At 58.2% G+C, this 14,433-nt stretch carries 12 protein-coding genes; 3 read left to right on the top strand and 9 right to left on the bottom strand.

Features of this window, described 5'->3' with window-relative positions:
* Positions 1–98: 98 nt before the first annotated feature.
* The 3 genes from rpoD to rpsU all read right to left on the bottom strand — a co-directional run bounded on the left by rpoD (position 99) and on the right by rpsU (position 4,688).
* Positions 99–1,946, bottom strand: coding sequence for an RNA polymerase sigma factor RpoD (gene rpoD, locus AC07N8_RS28525; protein WP_483843102.1), 1,848 nt, complete (start codon positions 1,944–1,946; stop codon positions 99–101).
* A gap of 67 nt (positions 1,947–2,013) precedes the next feature.
* Positions 2,014–3,990, bottom strand: coding sequence for a DNA primase (dnaG, locus tag AC07N8_RS28520; protein ID WP_483843101.1), 1,977 nt, complete (start codon positions 3,988–3,990; stop codon positions 2,014–2,016).
* Between the two features lie 482 nt (positions 3,991–4,472).
* A complete protein-coding gene (rpsU, locus tag AC07N8_RS28515) occupies positions 4,473–4,688 on the bottom strand; it encodes a 30S ribosomal protein S21 (protein WP_002551877.1) in 216 nt (71 codons plus the stop codon).
* Positions 4,689–4,887: 199 nt separating this feature from the next.
* Between rpsU and tsaD the strand changes: the two genes are divergently transcribed.
* Positions 4,888–5,913: a tRNA (adenosine(37)-N6)-threonylcarbamoyltransferase complex transferase subunit TsaD gene (tsaD, locus tag AC07N8_RS28510; RefSeq protein WP_027926719.1), complete on the top strand. Its 1,026-nt coding sequence runs from the start codon at positions 4,888–4,890 to the stop codon at positions 5,911–5,913.
* Between the two features lie 23 nt (positions 5,914–5,936).
* On the opposite strand, the gene plsY is transcribed toward tsaD, so the two are convergent.
* The gene (gene plsY / locus AC07N8_RS28505) at positions 5,937–6,506 is read right to left on the bottom strand and encodes a glycerol-3-phosphate 1-O-acyltransferase PlsY (RefSeq protein WP_483843099.1); all 570 of its coding nucleotides are present in this window, start codon (positions 6,504–6,506) and stop codon (positions 5,937–5,939) included.
* Between the two features lie 74 nt (positions 6,507–6,580).
* On the opposite strand from plsY, the gene folB reads away from it, so the two are divergent.
* Together folB and folK are read left to right on the top strand one after the other, a co-directional pair.
* Entirely contained in the window at positions 6,581–6,937 is a 357-nt protein-coding gene (folB, locus tag AC07N8_RS28500; RefSeq protein ID WP_483843098.1) for a dihydroneopterin aldolase, read from the top strand.
* A complete protein-coding gene (folK, locus tag AC07N8_RS28495; RefSeq protein ID WP_493146999.1) occupies positions 6,928–7,446 on the top strand; it encodes a 2-amino-4-hydroxy-6-hydroxymethyldihydropteridine diphosphokinase in 519 nt (172 codons plus the stop codon). The genes folB and folK overlap by 10 nt, the downstream gene beginning before the upstream one ends.
* Positions 7,447–7,542: 96 nt before the next feature.
* Here folK and AC07N8_RS28490 read toward each other — a convergent pair whose 3' ends face one another.
* From AC07N8_RS28490 to glpE, 5 genes are all read right to left on the bottom strand, one after another.
* Positions 7,543–8,772 (bottom strand): multifunctional CCA addition/repair protein, encoded by a 1,230-nt coding sequence (locus AC07N8_RS28490; RefSeq protein WP_493146996.1) that lies wholly within the window; start codon positions 8,770–8,772, stop codon positions 7,543–7,545.
* 63 nt (positions 8,773–8,835) lie between these two features.
* Positions 8,836–10,398, bottom strand: a complete 1,563-nt coding sequence (locus tag AC07N8_RS28485) for a SpoVR family protein (RefSeq protein WP_123433089.1) — start codon at positions 10,396–10,398, stop codon at positions 8,836–8,838.
* Positions 10,395–11,666, bottom strand: coding sequence for a YeaH/YhbH family protein (locus AC07N8_RS28480; protein WP_007947798.1), 1,272 nt, complete (start codon positions 11,664–11,666; stop codon positions 10,395–10,397). Before AC07N8_RS28480 ends, AC07N8_RS28485 begins: the two co-directional genes overlap by 4 nt.
* Before the next feature lie 204 nt (positions 11,667–11,870).
* Positions 11,871–13,793: a PrkA family serine protein kinase gene (locus tag AC07N8_RS28475; protein WP_010467160.1), complete on the bottom strand. Its 1,923-nt coding sequence runs from the start codon at positions 13,791–13,793 to the stop codon at positions 11,871–11,873.
* Between the two features lie 297 nt (positions 13,794–14,090).
* Complete coding sequence (gene glpE / locus AC07N8_RS28470; protein WP_493146991.1) at positions 14,091–14,420, bottom strand: thiosulfate sulfurtransferase GlpE; 330 nt, start codon at positions 14,418–14,420, stop codon at positions 14,091–14,093.
* Between the last annotated feature and the right edge of the window lie 13 nt (positions 14,421–14,433).

Genomic DNA, 14,433 nt, shown 5'->3' with positions numbered 1-14,433 from the left:
CAAGGACGGTGAAGATCTCAAAGACCCGGTTTCCAGTGGACCGTAAGGCTGCTCCGCTTAAGTGAACAGCATTACGGCCTGGGCCGGGGGTTCTGTTATTACTCGTCGAGGAAGGAGCGCAAATGCTCGCTTCTCGTCGGGTGGCGCAGCTTGCGCAGTGCCTTGGCTTCGATCTGACGAATCCGTTCACGGGTCACGTCGAACTGCTTACCAACCTCCTCAAGGGTGTGGTCGGTATTCATGTCGATACCGAAGCGCATGCGCAGAACCTTGGCTTCACGGGCAGTGAGGCCGGACAGGACTTCGCGAGTCGCTTCTTTAAGGCTCTCAACAGTGGCGACATCGATTGGCGACTGCATGGTCGAGTCTTCGATGAAGTCACCCAGATGGGAGTCTTCGTCATCACCGATCGGGGTTTCCATGGAGATCGGCTCTTTAGCGATCTTCAATACCTTGCGGATCTTGTCCTCAGGCATTTCCATGCGTTCGCCCAGCTCTTCCGGGGTCGGTTCGCGACCCATTTCCTGCAACATCTGCCGGGAAATACGGTTGAGCTTGTTGATCGTCTCGATCATGTGCACCGGAATACGGATGGTGCGGGCCTGGTCGGCGATCGAGCGAGTGATCGCCTGACGGATCCACCAGGTGGCATAAGTCGAGAATTTGTAGCCGCGGCGGTATTCGAACTTGTCTACCGCTTTCATCAAACCGATGTTGCCTTCCTGGATCAGATCGAGGAACTGCAGGCCACGGTTGGTGTACTTCTTGGCGATGGAGATCACCAGACGCAAGTTCGCTTCAACCATCTCTTTCTTCGCGCGGCGGGCCTTGGCCTCACCGATCGACATGCGACGGTTGATGTCCTTGATCTCGGCGATCGTCAAACCGGTTTCGGTTTCCAGCGCGGTCAGCTTCTGCTGGCAACGAACGATGTCCGGTTGCAGGCGACCAATGGCTTCAGCGTATTTGCTTTTGCCTTTGGCCAGCGCATCGGTCCAGCTTTCGTCAACTTCGTTGCCCGGGAACTGGCGCAGGAAGTCGGCACGCGGCATGCGGGCATCACGAACGCAAAGTTGCATGATCGCGCGCTCTTGCTGACGCAGACGATCCAGGGCACTGCGAACACGCTCGACCAGGCCTTCGAATTGCTTCGGAACCAGTTTGATCGGCATGAACAGCTCAGCCAGGAGCAACAGCTCGGCGATTGCCAGCTTATTGCCACGACCGTGCTTTTTCAGCGCCTTGCGGGTGACTTCCATCTGATCGGAGACAGCGCCAAAACGCTGGGCTGCGATGACCGGATCCGGACCGCTTTCGGCTTCTTCTTCGTCATCCGTTGCTTCGGCGTCATCGTCGTCAGTGTCGTCATCCGCTTTCACGGCTTTCGGATCGATCGGCGGCGGCACTTCTGCTGCAGGCGGCGCAATGCCGTCGTCCGGGTCGATATAACCGCTCAGGACGTCGGACAGGCGGCCACCTTCGGTGGTGACGCGAGTGTACTCGGAGAGAATATGATCAACCGTGCCAGGGAAGTGCGCAATTGCGCCCATCACTTCACGGATGCCCTCTTCAATACGTTTGGCGATTTCGATTTCGCCTTCACGTGTGAGGAGCTCTACCGTACCCATTTCACGCATGTACATGCGCACTGGGTCGGTGGTGCGACCAATGTCGGTCTCGACCGCTGCCAACGCTGCTGCTGCCTCTTCGGCCGCAGCTTCGTCGGTATCGGCGTCGGCCAGCATAAGGGAATCCTTATCTGGCGCAACCTCGAATACGTTGATCCCCATGTCATTGATCATGCGGATGATGTCTTCCACCTGTTCCGGATCTGAAATATCCTCCGGCAGGTGGTCGTTGACCTCCGCGTAAGTCAGGTAACCCTGCTCACGACCAAGTGTGATCAACTCTTTGATACGAGACTGCTGTTGCGCTTTTCCGGACATAACACCCTATCCACTGAAGGTCTTGGCGGGCAAAAAACAAGCCGAGGATTATACCTGAGCTATGACCTCACGCGCCAGTTGAGGTCGGGTTTGATACAGCCATATTGCGTTTTAATAGGTCGCGCATCTGATTTGCGATCTGATTTGCTTCCTCCGGGGTCAATCCCGGCTGTCTGGCTTTCCTGATAAGTACTTCCAGGCTATCCGTGTGTTGAGCGGCCGATAACCTAGTAATGGTGTCTAAAAACTGTTGTTCAAGGTTATCGCCTGCAATCAGCCATTCCTTTTCTGCCAACGCTTTGAGCAATCGTCCCTGTTCGGTCCCGTGCCAGCGCGCCATTAGCTGAATTGAGTTTAGCTTAGGATTTTTTTGCACCGCCTCGATCAGGGCCACGAGCAGTTGTGCGTAGGTATTGCTCTCATTGGCAAAATGGTTGGCGGTTTCTACCCGGCCAGCCAGATCCGGATGATGAATGAGGGTGCGCAGCGCGATCAGCGTGGGCGCTTCGACAGCAATCGGTGTGCGCGGGGCGCTCGGTTGATCACGATCGCCGCGTTTACCGTTCTTGTCCCACGGTTTCTTGTCCCACTTCTTGCCGCCGGCGCCGGGTTTCTTCGGCGTCCACTCCTGCTGCGGCACATACATTTCTTGTGACTGCGGCTGATGGTAGTCGCTGTAGTCCGGCATGGCGTCGTAATCCATGCCGGGATCGTAGGCCGGTGGCGCGTCCTGAGGGGCGCTTTGCACCAGTTGGCTCACCGCTTCGCCGCTGAGGCCGGTAATTTCGGTCAGGCGCTGACGCATCAGGATGCGCAGGTTCGCGCCCGGGACTTTATCGATGAGCGGCGCGGCGAGGGTGGCCATGTGGGCCTTGCCCTCCAGCGAACGCGGGTCCGACTCTTCAGTCAGCTGCTGGAAGAAATAGTCCGCCAGCGGCTGGGCATGCTGGTTGATTCGGGCGCGGAAAGCATCCGTGCCTTCGGAACGAACCAGCGTATCCGGGTCTTCGCCTTCTGGCAGGAACAGAAAACGTGCGCGCCGCCCGTCTTGCAGGCAGGGCAGCGTCGCTTCCAGTGCTCGCCAGGCAGCGTTGCGACCAGCCTGGTCACCGTCAAAACAGAACAACACGTTGGGTACGACGCGAAACAGTCGCTTCAAGTGCTCTTCGCTGGTGGCGGTGCCCAGGGTTGCCACGGCATTGCGCAGGCCTTGCTGGGCGAGGGCGATGACGTCCATATAACCTTCGACGACGATGATTTCGTCGAGGTTGCGGTTGTTCTTGCGTGCTTCATAAAGGCCGTAGAGTTCCTGGCCTTTATGGAATACCGGGGTTTCCGGTGAGTTCAGGTATTTCGGCTTGTCGTCGCCCAGTACCCGGCCACCGAAAGCGATGATGCGCCCGCGGCTGTCGCGAATCGGGAACATCACGCGATCGCGGAAGCGGTCATAGCGTTTGCCGGTTTCGGCGTTCTCGATCAGCAGGCCGGCATCGACCATGGCTTTCTGTTGCAGGGTGTCGCTGCTCAAATGTTTGAACAGGTTATCCCAGCCTGGCGGAGCAAAGCCGAGGCCGAAGTCGCGGGCAATCTCGCCCGTCAGTCCGCGGCCCTTCAGGTAGTCCACGGCCGCTTTGCGTGATGGATGACTTTTCAGCGCTTGGCGGTAAAAGTCGGCGGCGGCGGTGAGCAACGGGTACAGCGGCGAATCGGTCGGTTGCCGCGGTTTGTGCGGCCGGCCGCTTTCTTCGCGGGGGATTTCCATGCCGGCGGCTTTGGCCAGCTCCTCGACGGCCTGGACGAAATCCAGGTTGTCGTGGTCCATCATGAAGCCGAGGGCGTTACCGCCAGCACCGCAACCGAAGCAGTAATAGAACTGTTTGTCAGGGCTGACGCTGAAAGACGGAGTTTTTTCTTTGTGGAACGGGCAGCAAGCGGTGTAGTTCTTGCCGGCCTTTTTCATTTGCAGGCGCGAGCTGACCACATCGACGATGTCGGTGCGGTTCAGAAGGTCGTCAATGAAGCTCTGGGGAATTAGCCCGGCCATGGCGTTCTCGTCATCTGCGCTGAAAGGGACCTATAACGAAGTGCGGCCGAACGCGGGTCGTTGCTTGAGGCACGCAAAAGATGCGGCTCGACCGGTGTCGTCTGCGTAATCGCTATCGGGGAGTGTATCTGCCGAAAATCCACTGACGTTAATACCAATCAGTAATCGACTGTTTGAAAGTGTTGCGCTGAATCCGCTGCGGCCTGTCGATGGCCTCGGATAGCTCAATAAGCGGGCACGCAAGCAGGTGCCTTGGGCTGATCGTCGTGAGAGGAATCAGTGGGTGTGCTCGTCAGTAGCCTTGGAAGGCTCGTCAGAAAAGACGTGCACCGCTGGCAAAAGAGCCAGGTCTGACGCTGTGAAGCAGATTTGTCTCGGTCGCGTCTGCGGCTTCGACGGTGAAGCATCAAGCGTTTTACGCAAATGCCATTAGCCCGGCTTGGAGCCGGGCTTGGCAGAAGCTTGCTACGATCGTCTGTGTATTAGTACAGACGAACGGCGCGGCGCTGTTCGCGCTGAACTTTCTTCGCGTGACGCTTAACAGCGGCTGCTGCTTTGCGCTTACGCTCAGAAGTTGGCTTCTCGTAAAATTCGCGGCTACGAACTTCAGCCAGTACACCGGCTTTTTCGCAGGAGCGCTTGAAACGACGCAGAGCTACGTCGAAGGGTTCGTTCTCTTTTACTTTGACGGCTGGCATCCAGAGCTACCTTCATTCATTACCGGGGTCAACATCCTCGCGGCAAAAGAGCACTTGAAGACGTCGGTTTTTAAGGGTTGCGGATGTTAACCCCTCATCGCTTGGAATGCAAAGCCTCTGATCGAAAACCGCTGGTCGGGGCATCACGTGGCGACTATTATGCGCGCCTTCGAATTCAGCCTAAACAAGGCGCAAACCCATGCTAGTACTGGGATTAGAAACCTCCTGCGACGAAACCGGTGTCGCATTATATGACAGTGAACGTGGGCTGTTGGCCGACGCACTGTTCAGCCAGATTGATCTGCACCGTGCCTATGGTGGCGTGGTGCCGGAGCTGGCCTCGCGCGACCACGTCAAACGCATGCTGCCCTTGATTCGTCAGGTGTTGGCCGAAGCTGACTGCGTGCCGACCGAGATCGATGCCATCGCGTATACCGCGGGTCCTGGCTTGGTCGGCGCGTTGTTGGTGGGCGCTTCCTGCGCCCAGGCGCTGGCCTTTGCCTGGGGTATTCCGGCCTTGGGCGTGCACCACATGGAAGGCCACTTGCTGGCGCCGATGCTGGAGACGCAACCGCCAGAATTCCCGTTCGTCGCTTTGTTGGTGTCCGGCGGCCATACGCAGCTGGTTCAGGTCGACGGAATCGGCCAGTACACGCTGTTGGGCGAGACACTGGACGACGCCGCCGGTGAAGCTTTCGACAAGACCGCGAAGATGATGGGGCTCAATTACCCGGGCGGCCCGGAGATCGCGCGCCTGGCCGAGCAAGGCGTTGCGGGGCGGTTCACGTTCCCGCGTCCGATGTGCGACCGCCCGGGCCTGGCATTCAGCTTCAGCGGCTTGAAAACCTTCGCGTTGAACACCTGGCAGCAAAGCGTCAGTGCCGGGGACGACAGCGAGCAAGCCCGTTGCGACATCTCTCTGGCGTTCCAGCAGGCCGTGGTGGAGACTTTGACCATCAAGTGCAAGCGAGCCCTCAAGCAAGCGGGCATGAAGCGCCTGGTCATCGCTGGGGGCGTCAGCGCCAACAAGGCACTGCGCACCTCGCTGGAAAAAATGCTCGGTGATATGAAGGGCGATGTGTTTTACGCCCGTCCGGAGTTCTGCACCGACAATGGCGCGATGATCGCGTTTGCCGGGTGCCAGCGCTTGCAGGCTGGCCAGCATGAAAGCCTGGCGATCAGCGTGCAGGCACGTTGGCCGATGGAGCAGTTGTCGGCGCTGTGATGAGCCAGGCTCACGTCCGGTATTTAAAAATGCCGTTCGCGCCCGGCAAACAGGTCGCGTAGATTGCCGCGATGACGCCAGACAATCAGCCCGGTGAGCACGCTCATGGGCAGCAAGGCCGCCGGTTCCTGCCAGGCCAGTAACGGCAGGGTCAGCGGTGTGGCGATCAGTGCGGCGAGTGAGCTGGTGCGGGTCAGGTAGAACGTCAGCAGCCAGGCGCAGACCGCCAGCAGTGCCGCAGGCGGGTAAAGCCCCAGCAGCATGCCGGCCGCGGTGGCGACACCTTTGCCGCCGCGAAAGCGGAAGTACACTGGAAACAGATGGCCGATGACGGCGCAGATGCCGATCCAGGCCTGTTCTTGCAGCGAAAGACCAGCAAGAGCGGCGATCAGCACGGGCAGCAAGCCTTTGCAGAGGTCGCCAAGCAAGGTCAGGACGGCGAGTTTCTTGCCGGCCAGGCGCAACATGTTGGTGGCACCGGCATTGCCCGAGCCACTCATTCGCGGATCGGGGTTCCCGGTCAGGCGGCTGAGCAAAATGGCGAAGGACAGAGAGCCGAGCAGGTAGGCGAGGATCGCCAATAACCAAAACATGCTAACTATTCCGGGCGAGGACGCCCTGATTCTAACGGCGCATTGCGCCCTTGTCGTGCAGCGGAGAAAAGTGCTTGGACAGAGTGTTTATCGAGGGCCTGGAAGTCGACACCGTGATTGGTGCCTACGACTGGGAGCGAGGCATCCGACAGTGCCTGCGTCTTGATCTGAGCTTCGCCTGGGACAATCGCCCAGCCGCCGCCGGTGATGACCTGACCCTGGCGCTCGATTACGCGAGCGTTTCGTCGCGCATCCTGGCGTTTGCCGAGCAAGCGCAGTTTCAGTTGGTCGAGACCTTTGCCGAGCGTCTGGTCGAAGTGCTGATGAGTGAATTCAAGATCACCTGGGTGCGTCTCAAGCTGACCAAGCCTGGCGCTGTCCCGGCTGCCAAGGGCGGTGTGGGCGTGGAGATCGAGCGCGGATGTCGCTGACTCAGGTGTACCTCGGGCTTGGTAGCAATATCGAGCGTGAAACCCATTTGCAGGCGGGGCTTGAGGCCTTGGCGGCGTTTTTGGTGGATATCCGCTGCTCGGCCGTGTTCGAAAGCCAGCCAGTGGGCATCAAGAGCGGTCCGTTCTTCAATTTCGTGGTGTCGGCGTATACCGATCTGCCGCTGATGGAGCTGGACCGTCGATTGAAGTTCATCGAGGCGGACAACGGTCGTTATGCGCCGGACCGCAAGGGTTTGCCGCTGGACATCGACGTCCTGTTGTTTGGTGATCTGGTGGGCAATTTCGATGGCTTGATCCTGCCGCGGGCAGAGATTCTGAAGAATGCCTTTGTGTTGTGGCCTTTGTCGCTGATTGCGCCGGATCGTGTGCACCCGGGTGTAGGCAAAAGCTTTGCGACCTTGTGGGGCGAAGCGCAGATTGATCAGGTGTTGGCGCCGGTGGCTTTTGAGTGGCGTGGCGAGCAGTTGACCCCTTTGAATTTGTTGTGAGGCGGAAGACGCCTTCGCGAGCAGGCTCGCTCCCACAGGATTTATGCAAAACCTGTGGGAGCGAGCTTGCTCCGGGCGGCGATCGGACGATGCTTTTCAGGCAGACGCCGCCTCTTTGTAAGCTTTCAGCGCTTTAAGCCGTTCACGCTTGATCGCCTCACCCAACTCCGGTCCCTTGAATCCCTTCTCCAGCAATGGCTGAGCCGCCACGCTCCGCGCTGCCGTCGCCGCCCCGCGCAAATAATCCGCCTGTGGATAACTTCTCTGTTCCAGCCCTTTGCGCCCGCGTGCGTCCATCTCGCACGCTGCGATAAATTCCTCAAACCGCTGCGGCCGCCGGTAAACGTCAAAGCTTTGCAGCAACTCCAGCAAAGTCGAAGGTTTCAGCTCCAGAGCGCGATGGCCGTGGGTGTGATATTGACCGACCAGTAACGCCAATTCCTGACAATCCCTCGGCGCCTTGAAGCGTTCGTTAACCGCTTTGATCAGCTTCAGGCCTGTGTGTTCATGAGCAATATGGCGTGGCCATTCTTCCTCGGGCGTCAATCCTTTACCGAGGTCGTGCAGCAGGCAGGCCCAGCGCACGGTCAGTGGTTGTTTGTGCTGCGCCGACTGCTCAAGCACGCTCAACGTGTGCACGCCCGTGTCGATTTCCGGGTGGTGAGCTTCGGGCTGTGGAACGCCAAACAGCGCATCGACTTCCGGCATCAGCACCTTCAGTGCGCCGCACTCGCGTAGCACTTCAATGAACACCTGCGGCTGATCCTCCATCAACGCCCGGGAGATTTCTTTCCAGCTACGTTCAGCGGTCAAAGCTTGCAGTTCGCCGGATTCGCTGAGTTCGCGCATCAACTGAAGCGTCTCGGGAGCGACGGTAAAACCCAGCGCCGCATAGCGAGCAGCAAAGCGGGCAACGCGCAGGACACGAAGTGGATCTTCGGCGAACGCGGGGGAAACGTGACGGAGCAGGCGCGCTTCAAGATCGCGCTGGCCATGGTAGGGGTCCGTCAGGTTTTGCTGATCGTCCTCGGCCATGGCATTGATCGTCAGGTCGCGGCGGATCAGGTCTTCTTCAAGGGTGACTTCGGGACTGGCGTGAAAAGTGAAGCCGCCATAACCGCGTCCGCTTTTGCGTTCGGTGCGGGCGAGGGCGTACTCCTCGCCGCTTTTCGGATGAAGAAACACCGGAAAGTCCGCCCCCACCGGGCGAAAACCCTTGGCGAGCATTTCTTCGGTCGTGGCGCCCACCACCACCCAGTCGATATCGGTGACAGGTTTGCCGAGCAGGCGATCACGTACTGCGCCACCGACTTTATAAATCTGCATAAAAAACCTCCGTTAGCTCGACAGAATAACCGTTGCGTCGAACTTGCGGAGGTTCAAACAGGCTCAAAGATGAATGACGGCCAGGTCCAGTCGCCCGTAATCCCCTTCGCTGTGCTCGCTTCTGGGTGGAACATGATGGGTTTTCATCACTTGATCCCCTTGCAGGGTTTCCAAGTGAATATCGAAGCCCCACAACCGGTGCAGGTGCTTGAGCACCTCCTCGGTGGATTCGCCCAGCGGCTTGCGGTCGTGTTGCTGGTGACGCAGGGTCAGGGAGCGGTCGCCACGCCGGTCGATGCTGTAAATCTGCACGTTAGGCTCGCGATTGCCCAGGTTGTACTGCGCTGCCAGGGTTTCACGGATGATGCGGTAGCCTTCTTCATCGTGGATCGCGGGTACGAGCAGGTCGTCCTTTTGGTCGTCATCGAGAATGCTGAACAACTTCAGGTCACGGATCACTTTTGGTGACAGGTACTGCAGGATGAAGCTCTCATCCTTGAAGCTGCTCATGGCGAACTTGATGGTCGACAGCCAGTCGGTGCCGGCAATTTCCGGGAACCAGTGGCGATCTTCATCGGTGGGTTCCTCGCACATGCGCCGGATATCCCGGTACATGGCAAACCCAAGGGTGTAAGGGTTGATTCCGCTGTAGTAAGGACTGTCAAAACCGGGTTGAAACACAACGCTGGTGTGGGATGTCAGGAACTCCATCATGAAGCCGTCGGTGACCAGGCCTTCGTCGTACAGGTCGTTCATCAACGTGTAGTGCCAGAACGTGGCCCAGCCTTCGTTCATCACCTGGGTCTGACGCTGTGGATAAAAGTACTGGGCGATCTTGCGCACGATCCGCACGATTTCCCGCTGCCACGGTTCCAGTAGCGGCGCGTGTTTTTCGATGAAGTACAGGATGTTTTCCTGAGGTTCGGCGGGGAAGCGTGCATTGTCCTTGTCGCTATACTTGTCCGCGCCTTTGGGAATGGTGCGCCACAGATCGTTGATCTGTTTCTGCAGATGCTCTTCCCGATCCTTTTGCCGACGCCGTTCTTCTTCAGCGGAAATCGGGTAAGGGCGTTTGTAGCGGTCGACGCCGTAGTTCATCAGCGCATGGCAGGAATCTAGCAAGTCTTCCACCGCATCGATGCCGTGGCGTTCCTCGCACTGCATGATGTACTGCTTGGCGAACACCAGGTAATCGATGATCGAACTGGCGTCGGTCCAGGTGCGGAACAGGTAATTGCCTTTGAAAAAGCTGTTGTGCCCATAGCAGGCATGCGCCACGACCAGCGCCTGCATGCAGATGGTGTTTTCTTCCATCAGGTAGGCAATGCACGGGTCGGAGTTGATCACAATCTCGTAGGCCAGCCCCATCTGCCCACGGCTGTAGGATTTCTCGGTGCTGAGGAAGTGCTTGCCGTAGGACCAATGGTGATAGCCCAACGGCATCCCGACAGAGGCGTAGGCGTCCATCATCTGTTCGGCGGTGATCACTTCGATCTGGTTAGGGTAAGTATCGAGGGCGTAACGAGCCGCCAGGCGACTGATTTCCTTGTCGTAGGCCTGGATCAGCTCGAATGTCCATTCGGAGCCGGTGGAAATGGGTTGGCGCTTCTGCTCTTTGGCGGTCATGTCACTAACCTGCGCTGGAAGAGTTCACGGAAGACCGGGTAGATATCCCCGGCCGAGACCAGTTGCTGCTGGGCAAAAGTGTCAGAGAAGGCTTCGGCGATGCGTTCGTACTCGAACCACAGGGCCTGATGTTCGCGCGGGGTGATCTCAACGTAAGTGTAGTACTGCACGAACGGCATGATTTGGTTGATCAGTATGTCGCGGCAGATCGGTGAATCGTCGTTCCAGTTATCGCCGTCGGACGCCTGGGCGGCATAGATATTCCACTCGTTGCTCGGATAACGTTCGGCCATGATCTCCTGCATCAGTTTCAACGCACTGGAAACGATGGTGCCGCCGGTTTCGCGCGAATAGAAGAACTCTTCTTCATCCACTTCCCGGGCGCTGGTGTGGTGGCGGATGAACACGACGTCGATCTTGTCGTAGTTACGCTTGAGAAACAGGTACAGCAGGATGAAGAAGCGCTTGGCGATGTCCTTGGTCGCCTGCGTCATGGAGCCGGACACGTCCATAAGGCAGAACATCACTGCCTTGGAGCTGGGGTTGGGCTGTTTGATCAGCAGGTTGTACTTGAGGTCGAACGTATCAAGGAACGGTACGCGATGAATCCGCGCACTGAGTTTTTCGATTTCGGCTTCGATTTTCTGGATATCGCCGAAATTGTCCGGTTCTTCCTGCTTGAGTCGCAGCAGTTCCTCTTTGGCTTCACGCAACTTGGCGCGGCTGCTGCCGGACAGCGCGATGCGCCGTGCATGGGCCGAGCGCAGGGTGCGGATGATGTTGATGCGCGACGGGTTGCCTTCGTTGCTGATCCCGGCGCGTACCGTTTTGAAGGTGTCGGTGCCGGTCAGGTTGCGTTTGACCAGGTTCGGCAGCTCGAGGTCCTCGAACATGAATTCGAGGAATTCCTCTTGGGTGATCTGGAAGACAAATTCGTCCATCCCTTCGCCCGAGTTGCCTGCCTTGCCGGGGCCTCTGCCACCGCCACCTCCGGGCGGGCGGGCAATGTGCTCGCCGCTGGTGAATTCCTTATTGCCGGGATGCACGACGGTTTGTTTACCGCCACGGCCATGGTGAAGCACCGGCTCGTCGATATCGCGGCCGGGAATGCTGATCTGTTCGCCGTGTTCCATATCGGTAATGGAGCGCCGGCTGACCGCCTCTTCGACAGCCTTCTTGATGTGATCACGGTAACGTCGCAGAAACCGCTGACGGTTCACCGTGCTCTTGTTCTTGCCATTGAGACGTCGGTCGATCACATAGCTCATGACTGCTCCTTAGAAGCTGTCCTGAAAGGGGCGAGCGGTGATGCAGCATCGGACCGAGGGCCAAGGGATACGCAACGCTCCCCCGAGCGCTTTGGATGCTGCCTGAACTCGCTACCGACTTTCGAACACCTTCCAGAGGCTTGTGTAACAGAAAATGCATACACAGGCCTCTGGCTGACGACAACCGGTCTGACCGGCAGCGGGTTATTGTGATTTTCTGACCCGCAGGTACCACTCGGACAGCAGTCGTACCTGTTTGTCGGTGTAGCCGCGCTCGACCATCCGTGTGACGAAGTCGTTGTGCTTCTGCTGGTCCTCTTTGCTGGCCTTGGCATTGAAGCTGATGACCGGCAGCAGGTCCTCGGTGTTGGAGAACATTTTCTTCTCGATGACCACCCGCAGTTTTTCGTAACTGAGCCAGGTCGGGTTCTTGCCGTTGTTGTTGGCCCGGGCGCGCAGGACGAAGTTAACGATTTCGTTGCGGAAATCCTTCGGATTGCTGATGCCGGCCGGTTTTTCGATTTTCTCCAATTCTTCGTTCAGGGCGACGCGGTTGAGGATTTCGCCGGTTTCCGGGTCGCGGTATTCCTGGTCCTGGATCCAGAAGTCGGCGTACAGCACGTAGCGATCGAAGATGTTCTGGCCGTACTCGCTGTACGACTCGAGGTAGGCGGTCTGGATCTCCTTGCCAATGAACTCGATATAGCGCGGTGCCAGGTATTCCTTGAGGAAGCGCAGGTAGCGTTCGCGGGTTTCGGCCTGGAACTGTTCCTGTTCGATCTGTTGTTCCAGCACGTACAGCAAGTGCACCGGGTTGGCGGCGATTTCGTGCGGATCGAAGTTGAAGACCTTCGACAGGATCTTGAACGCGAAGCGGGTCGACAGACCGTTCATGCCTTCGTCGACACCGGCGTTGTCACGGTATTCCTGGATCGACTTGGCCTTCGGATCAGTGTCCTTGAGGTTCTCACCGTCATACACGCGCATCTTCGAGTAGATGTTCGAGTTTTCCGGCTCCTTGAGGCGCGAGAGCACGGTGAACTGGGCGAGCATCTTCAAGGTGTCGGGCGCGCAATGGGCCTTGGCCAGGGAACTGTTGAACAGCAGCTTGTCGTAGATCTTCACTTCGTCGCTGACCCGCAGGCAGTACGGCACTTTGACGATGTAGATCCGGTCGATGAACGCTTCGTTGTTCTTGTTGTTACGGAAGGTGTGCCATTCCGATTCGTTGGAGTGGGCCAGCAGGATCCCGGTAAACGGAATCGCGCCGAGGCCTTCGGTACTGTTGTAGTTGCCTTCCTGGGTGGCCGTCAGCAATGGGTGCAGCACCTTGATCGGCGCCTTGAACATTTCGACGAATTCCATCAGGCCCTGGTTGGCCCGGCACAGTGCGCCCGAGTAGCTATAAGCGTCGGCGTCGTTCTGTGGGTATTCCTCCAGTTTGCGGATATCGACCTTACCCACCAGTGCCGAGATGTCCTGGTTGTTCTCGTCTCCCGGCTCGGTTTTGGCCACGGCGATCTGATTGAGGATCGACGGATAGAGTTTCACCACGCGGAACTGGCTGATGTCGCCACCGAACTCGGCCAGGCGCTTGGTGGCCCATGGCGACATGATGGTATTGAGGTAGCGCCGCGGAATGCCGAAGTCTTCTTCGAGGATCGCGCCATCTTCAGTAGCGTTGAACAGACCCAGAGGCGACTCGAATACCGGCGAGCCCTTGATGGCGTAGAAGGGCACTTTCTCGATCAGTTGTTTCAACTTCTCGGCCAGGGACGATTTACCGCCACCAACGGGGCCGAGCAGATAGAGGATTTGTTTCTTCTCTTCCAGGCCCTGAGCGGCATGGCGGAAATACGACACGATCTGGTCGATGCATTCTTCCATCCCGTGGAAGTCTTCAAAGGCCGGATAGCGGCGGATCACCTTGTTGGAAAAGATTCGCGACAGTCTCGAGTTGGTCGAGGTGTCGAGCAGCTCCGGTTCTCCGATGGCCAGCAATAGACGCTCGGCGGCGGAGGCGTAGGCGCTGCGATCCTGTTTGCACAGCTCAAGATACTCTTGCAGCGAGAGTTCTTCCTGGCGTGTGGACTCGAAGCGTTGTTGGAAGTGGCTAAAGATACTCATGACGTCACCTCGCTCGATACGTGGAGCCGACGCCGGATCACTCAGTCGATGCTGGCAGCAACCGAACAGGCGGTCGCTGTTTACCCCCCAGAACTCTAACGGAGCTGACTACTCCGAAAGCTACTCCCGATGACCCGCGCGCCGGTGTACCGGCTCTCCCCTGTTTTGGATGGCCTGCGCTTAAGGATAGTTGCTAATTCGGGAGGTAAAGGCGAGATACGTAATTAGTTGTGGCAGACCGTTCGTCTGCCACCGCGCGAGCCCACGGGGGGCGGGGGCTCGCAGGTTACAAAAAAATTATTCGCAGGTGCCTTGCGCGGTTTCCGCAGGGTAGGTCGTACGCCACAGCTCAAAACCGCCGTCCATGCTGTAGACGTCGGAGAAACCCTGGCTGATGAGGTAAGCGGCGGCGCCCTGGCTGGAATTGCCGTGGTAGCAGACCACTACGGTCGGAGCGTCCAGGTCTGCACCCTGAATGAAGGCATGCAGGGAATGATTGTCCAGATGCTTCGAACCGGCGATGTGCAACGCGGCATAGGTTTGCGGATCGCGGACATCGACCACCACTGCGCCTTGTTCGCGCAGGGCGTGTGCCTGTTCCGGGGGGATACGTTTGAATTCGCTCATGGCGGGCTCCTGT

It is taken from the genome of Pseudomonas sp. GW821-FHT10C09 (assembly GCF_059415465.1).
This window is presented reverse-complemented; position numbering and strand designations above follow the sequence as displayed.

Coding starts and splice junctions, on each gene's coding strand:
- glpE (WP_493146991.1), bottom strand. CDS start 14,420: ATGAGCGAATTCAAACGTATCCCCCCGGAACAGGCACACGCCCTGCGC.
- rpoD (WP_483843102.1), bottom strand. CDS start 1,946: ATGTCCGGAAAAGCGCAACAGCAGTCTCGTATCAAAGAGTTGATCACA.
- AC07N8_RS28490 (WP_493146996.1), bottom strand. CDS start 8,772: ATGCAGATTTATAAAGTCGGTGGCGCAGTACGTGATCGCCTGCTCGGC.
- folK (WP_493146999.1), top strand. CDS start 6,928: ATGTCGCTGACTCAGGTGTACCTCGGGCTTGGTAGCAATATCGAGCGT.
- AC07N8_RS28485 (WP_123433089.1), bottom strand. CDS start 10,398: ATGACCGCCAAAGAGCAGAAGCGCCAACCCATTTCCACCGGCTCCGAA.
- tsaD (WP_027926719.1), top strand. CDS start 4,888: ATGCTAGTACTGGGATTAGAAACCTCCTGCGACGAAACCGGTGTCGCA.
- plsY (WP_483843099.1), bottom strand. CDS start 6,506: ATGTTTTGGTTATTGGCGATCCTCGCCTACCTGCTCGGCTCTCTGTCC.
- AC07N8_RS28480 (WP_007947798.1), bottom strand. CDS start 11,666: ATGAGCTATGTGATCGACCGACGTCTCAATGGCAAGAACAAGAGCACG.
- AC07N8_RS28475 (WP_010467160.1), bottom strand. CDS start 13,793: ATGAGTATCTTTAGCCACTTCCAACAACGCTTCGAGTCCACACGCCAG.
- rpsU (WP_002551877.1), bottom strand. CDS start 4,688: ATGCCAGCCGTCAAAGTAAAAGAGAACGAACCCTTCGACGTAGCTCTG.
- dnaG (WP_483843101.1), bottom strand. CDS start 3,990: ATGGCCGGGCTAATTCCCCAGAGCTTCATTGACGACCTTCTGAACCGC.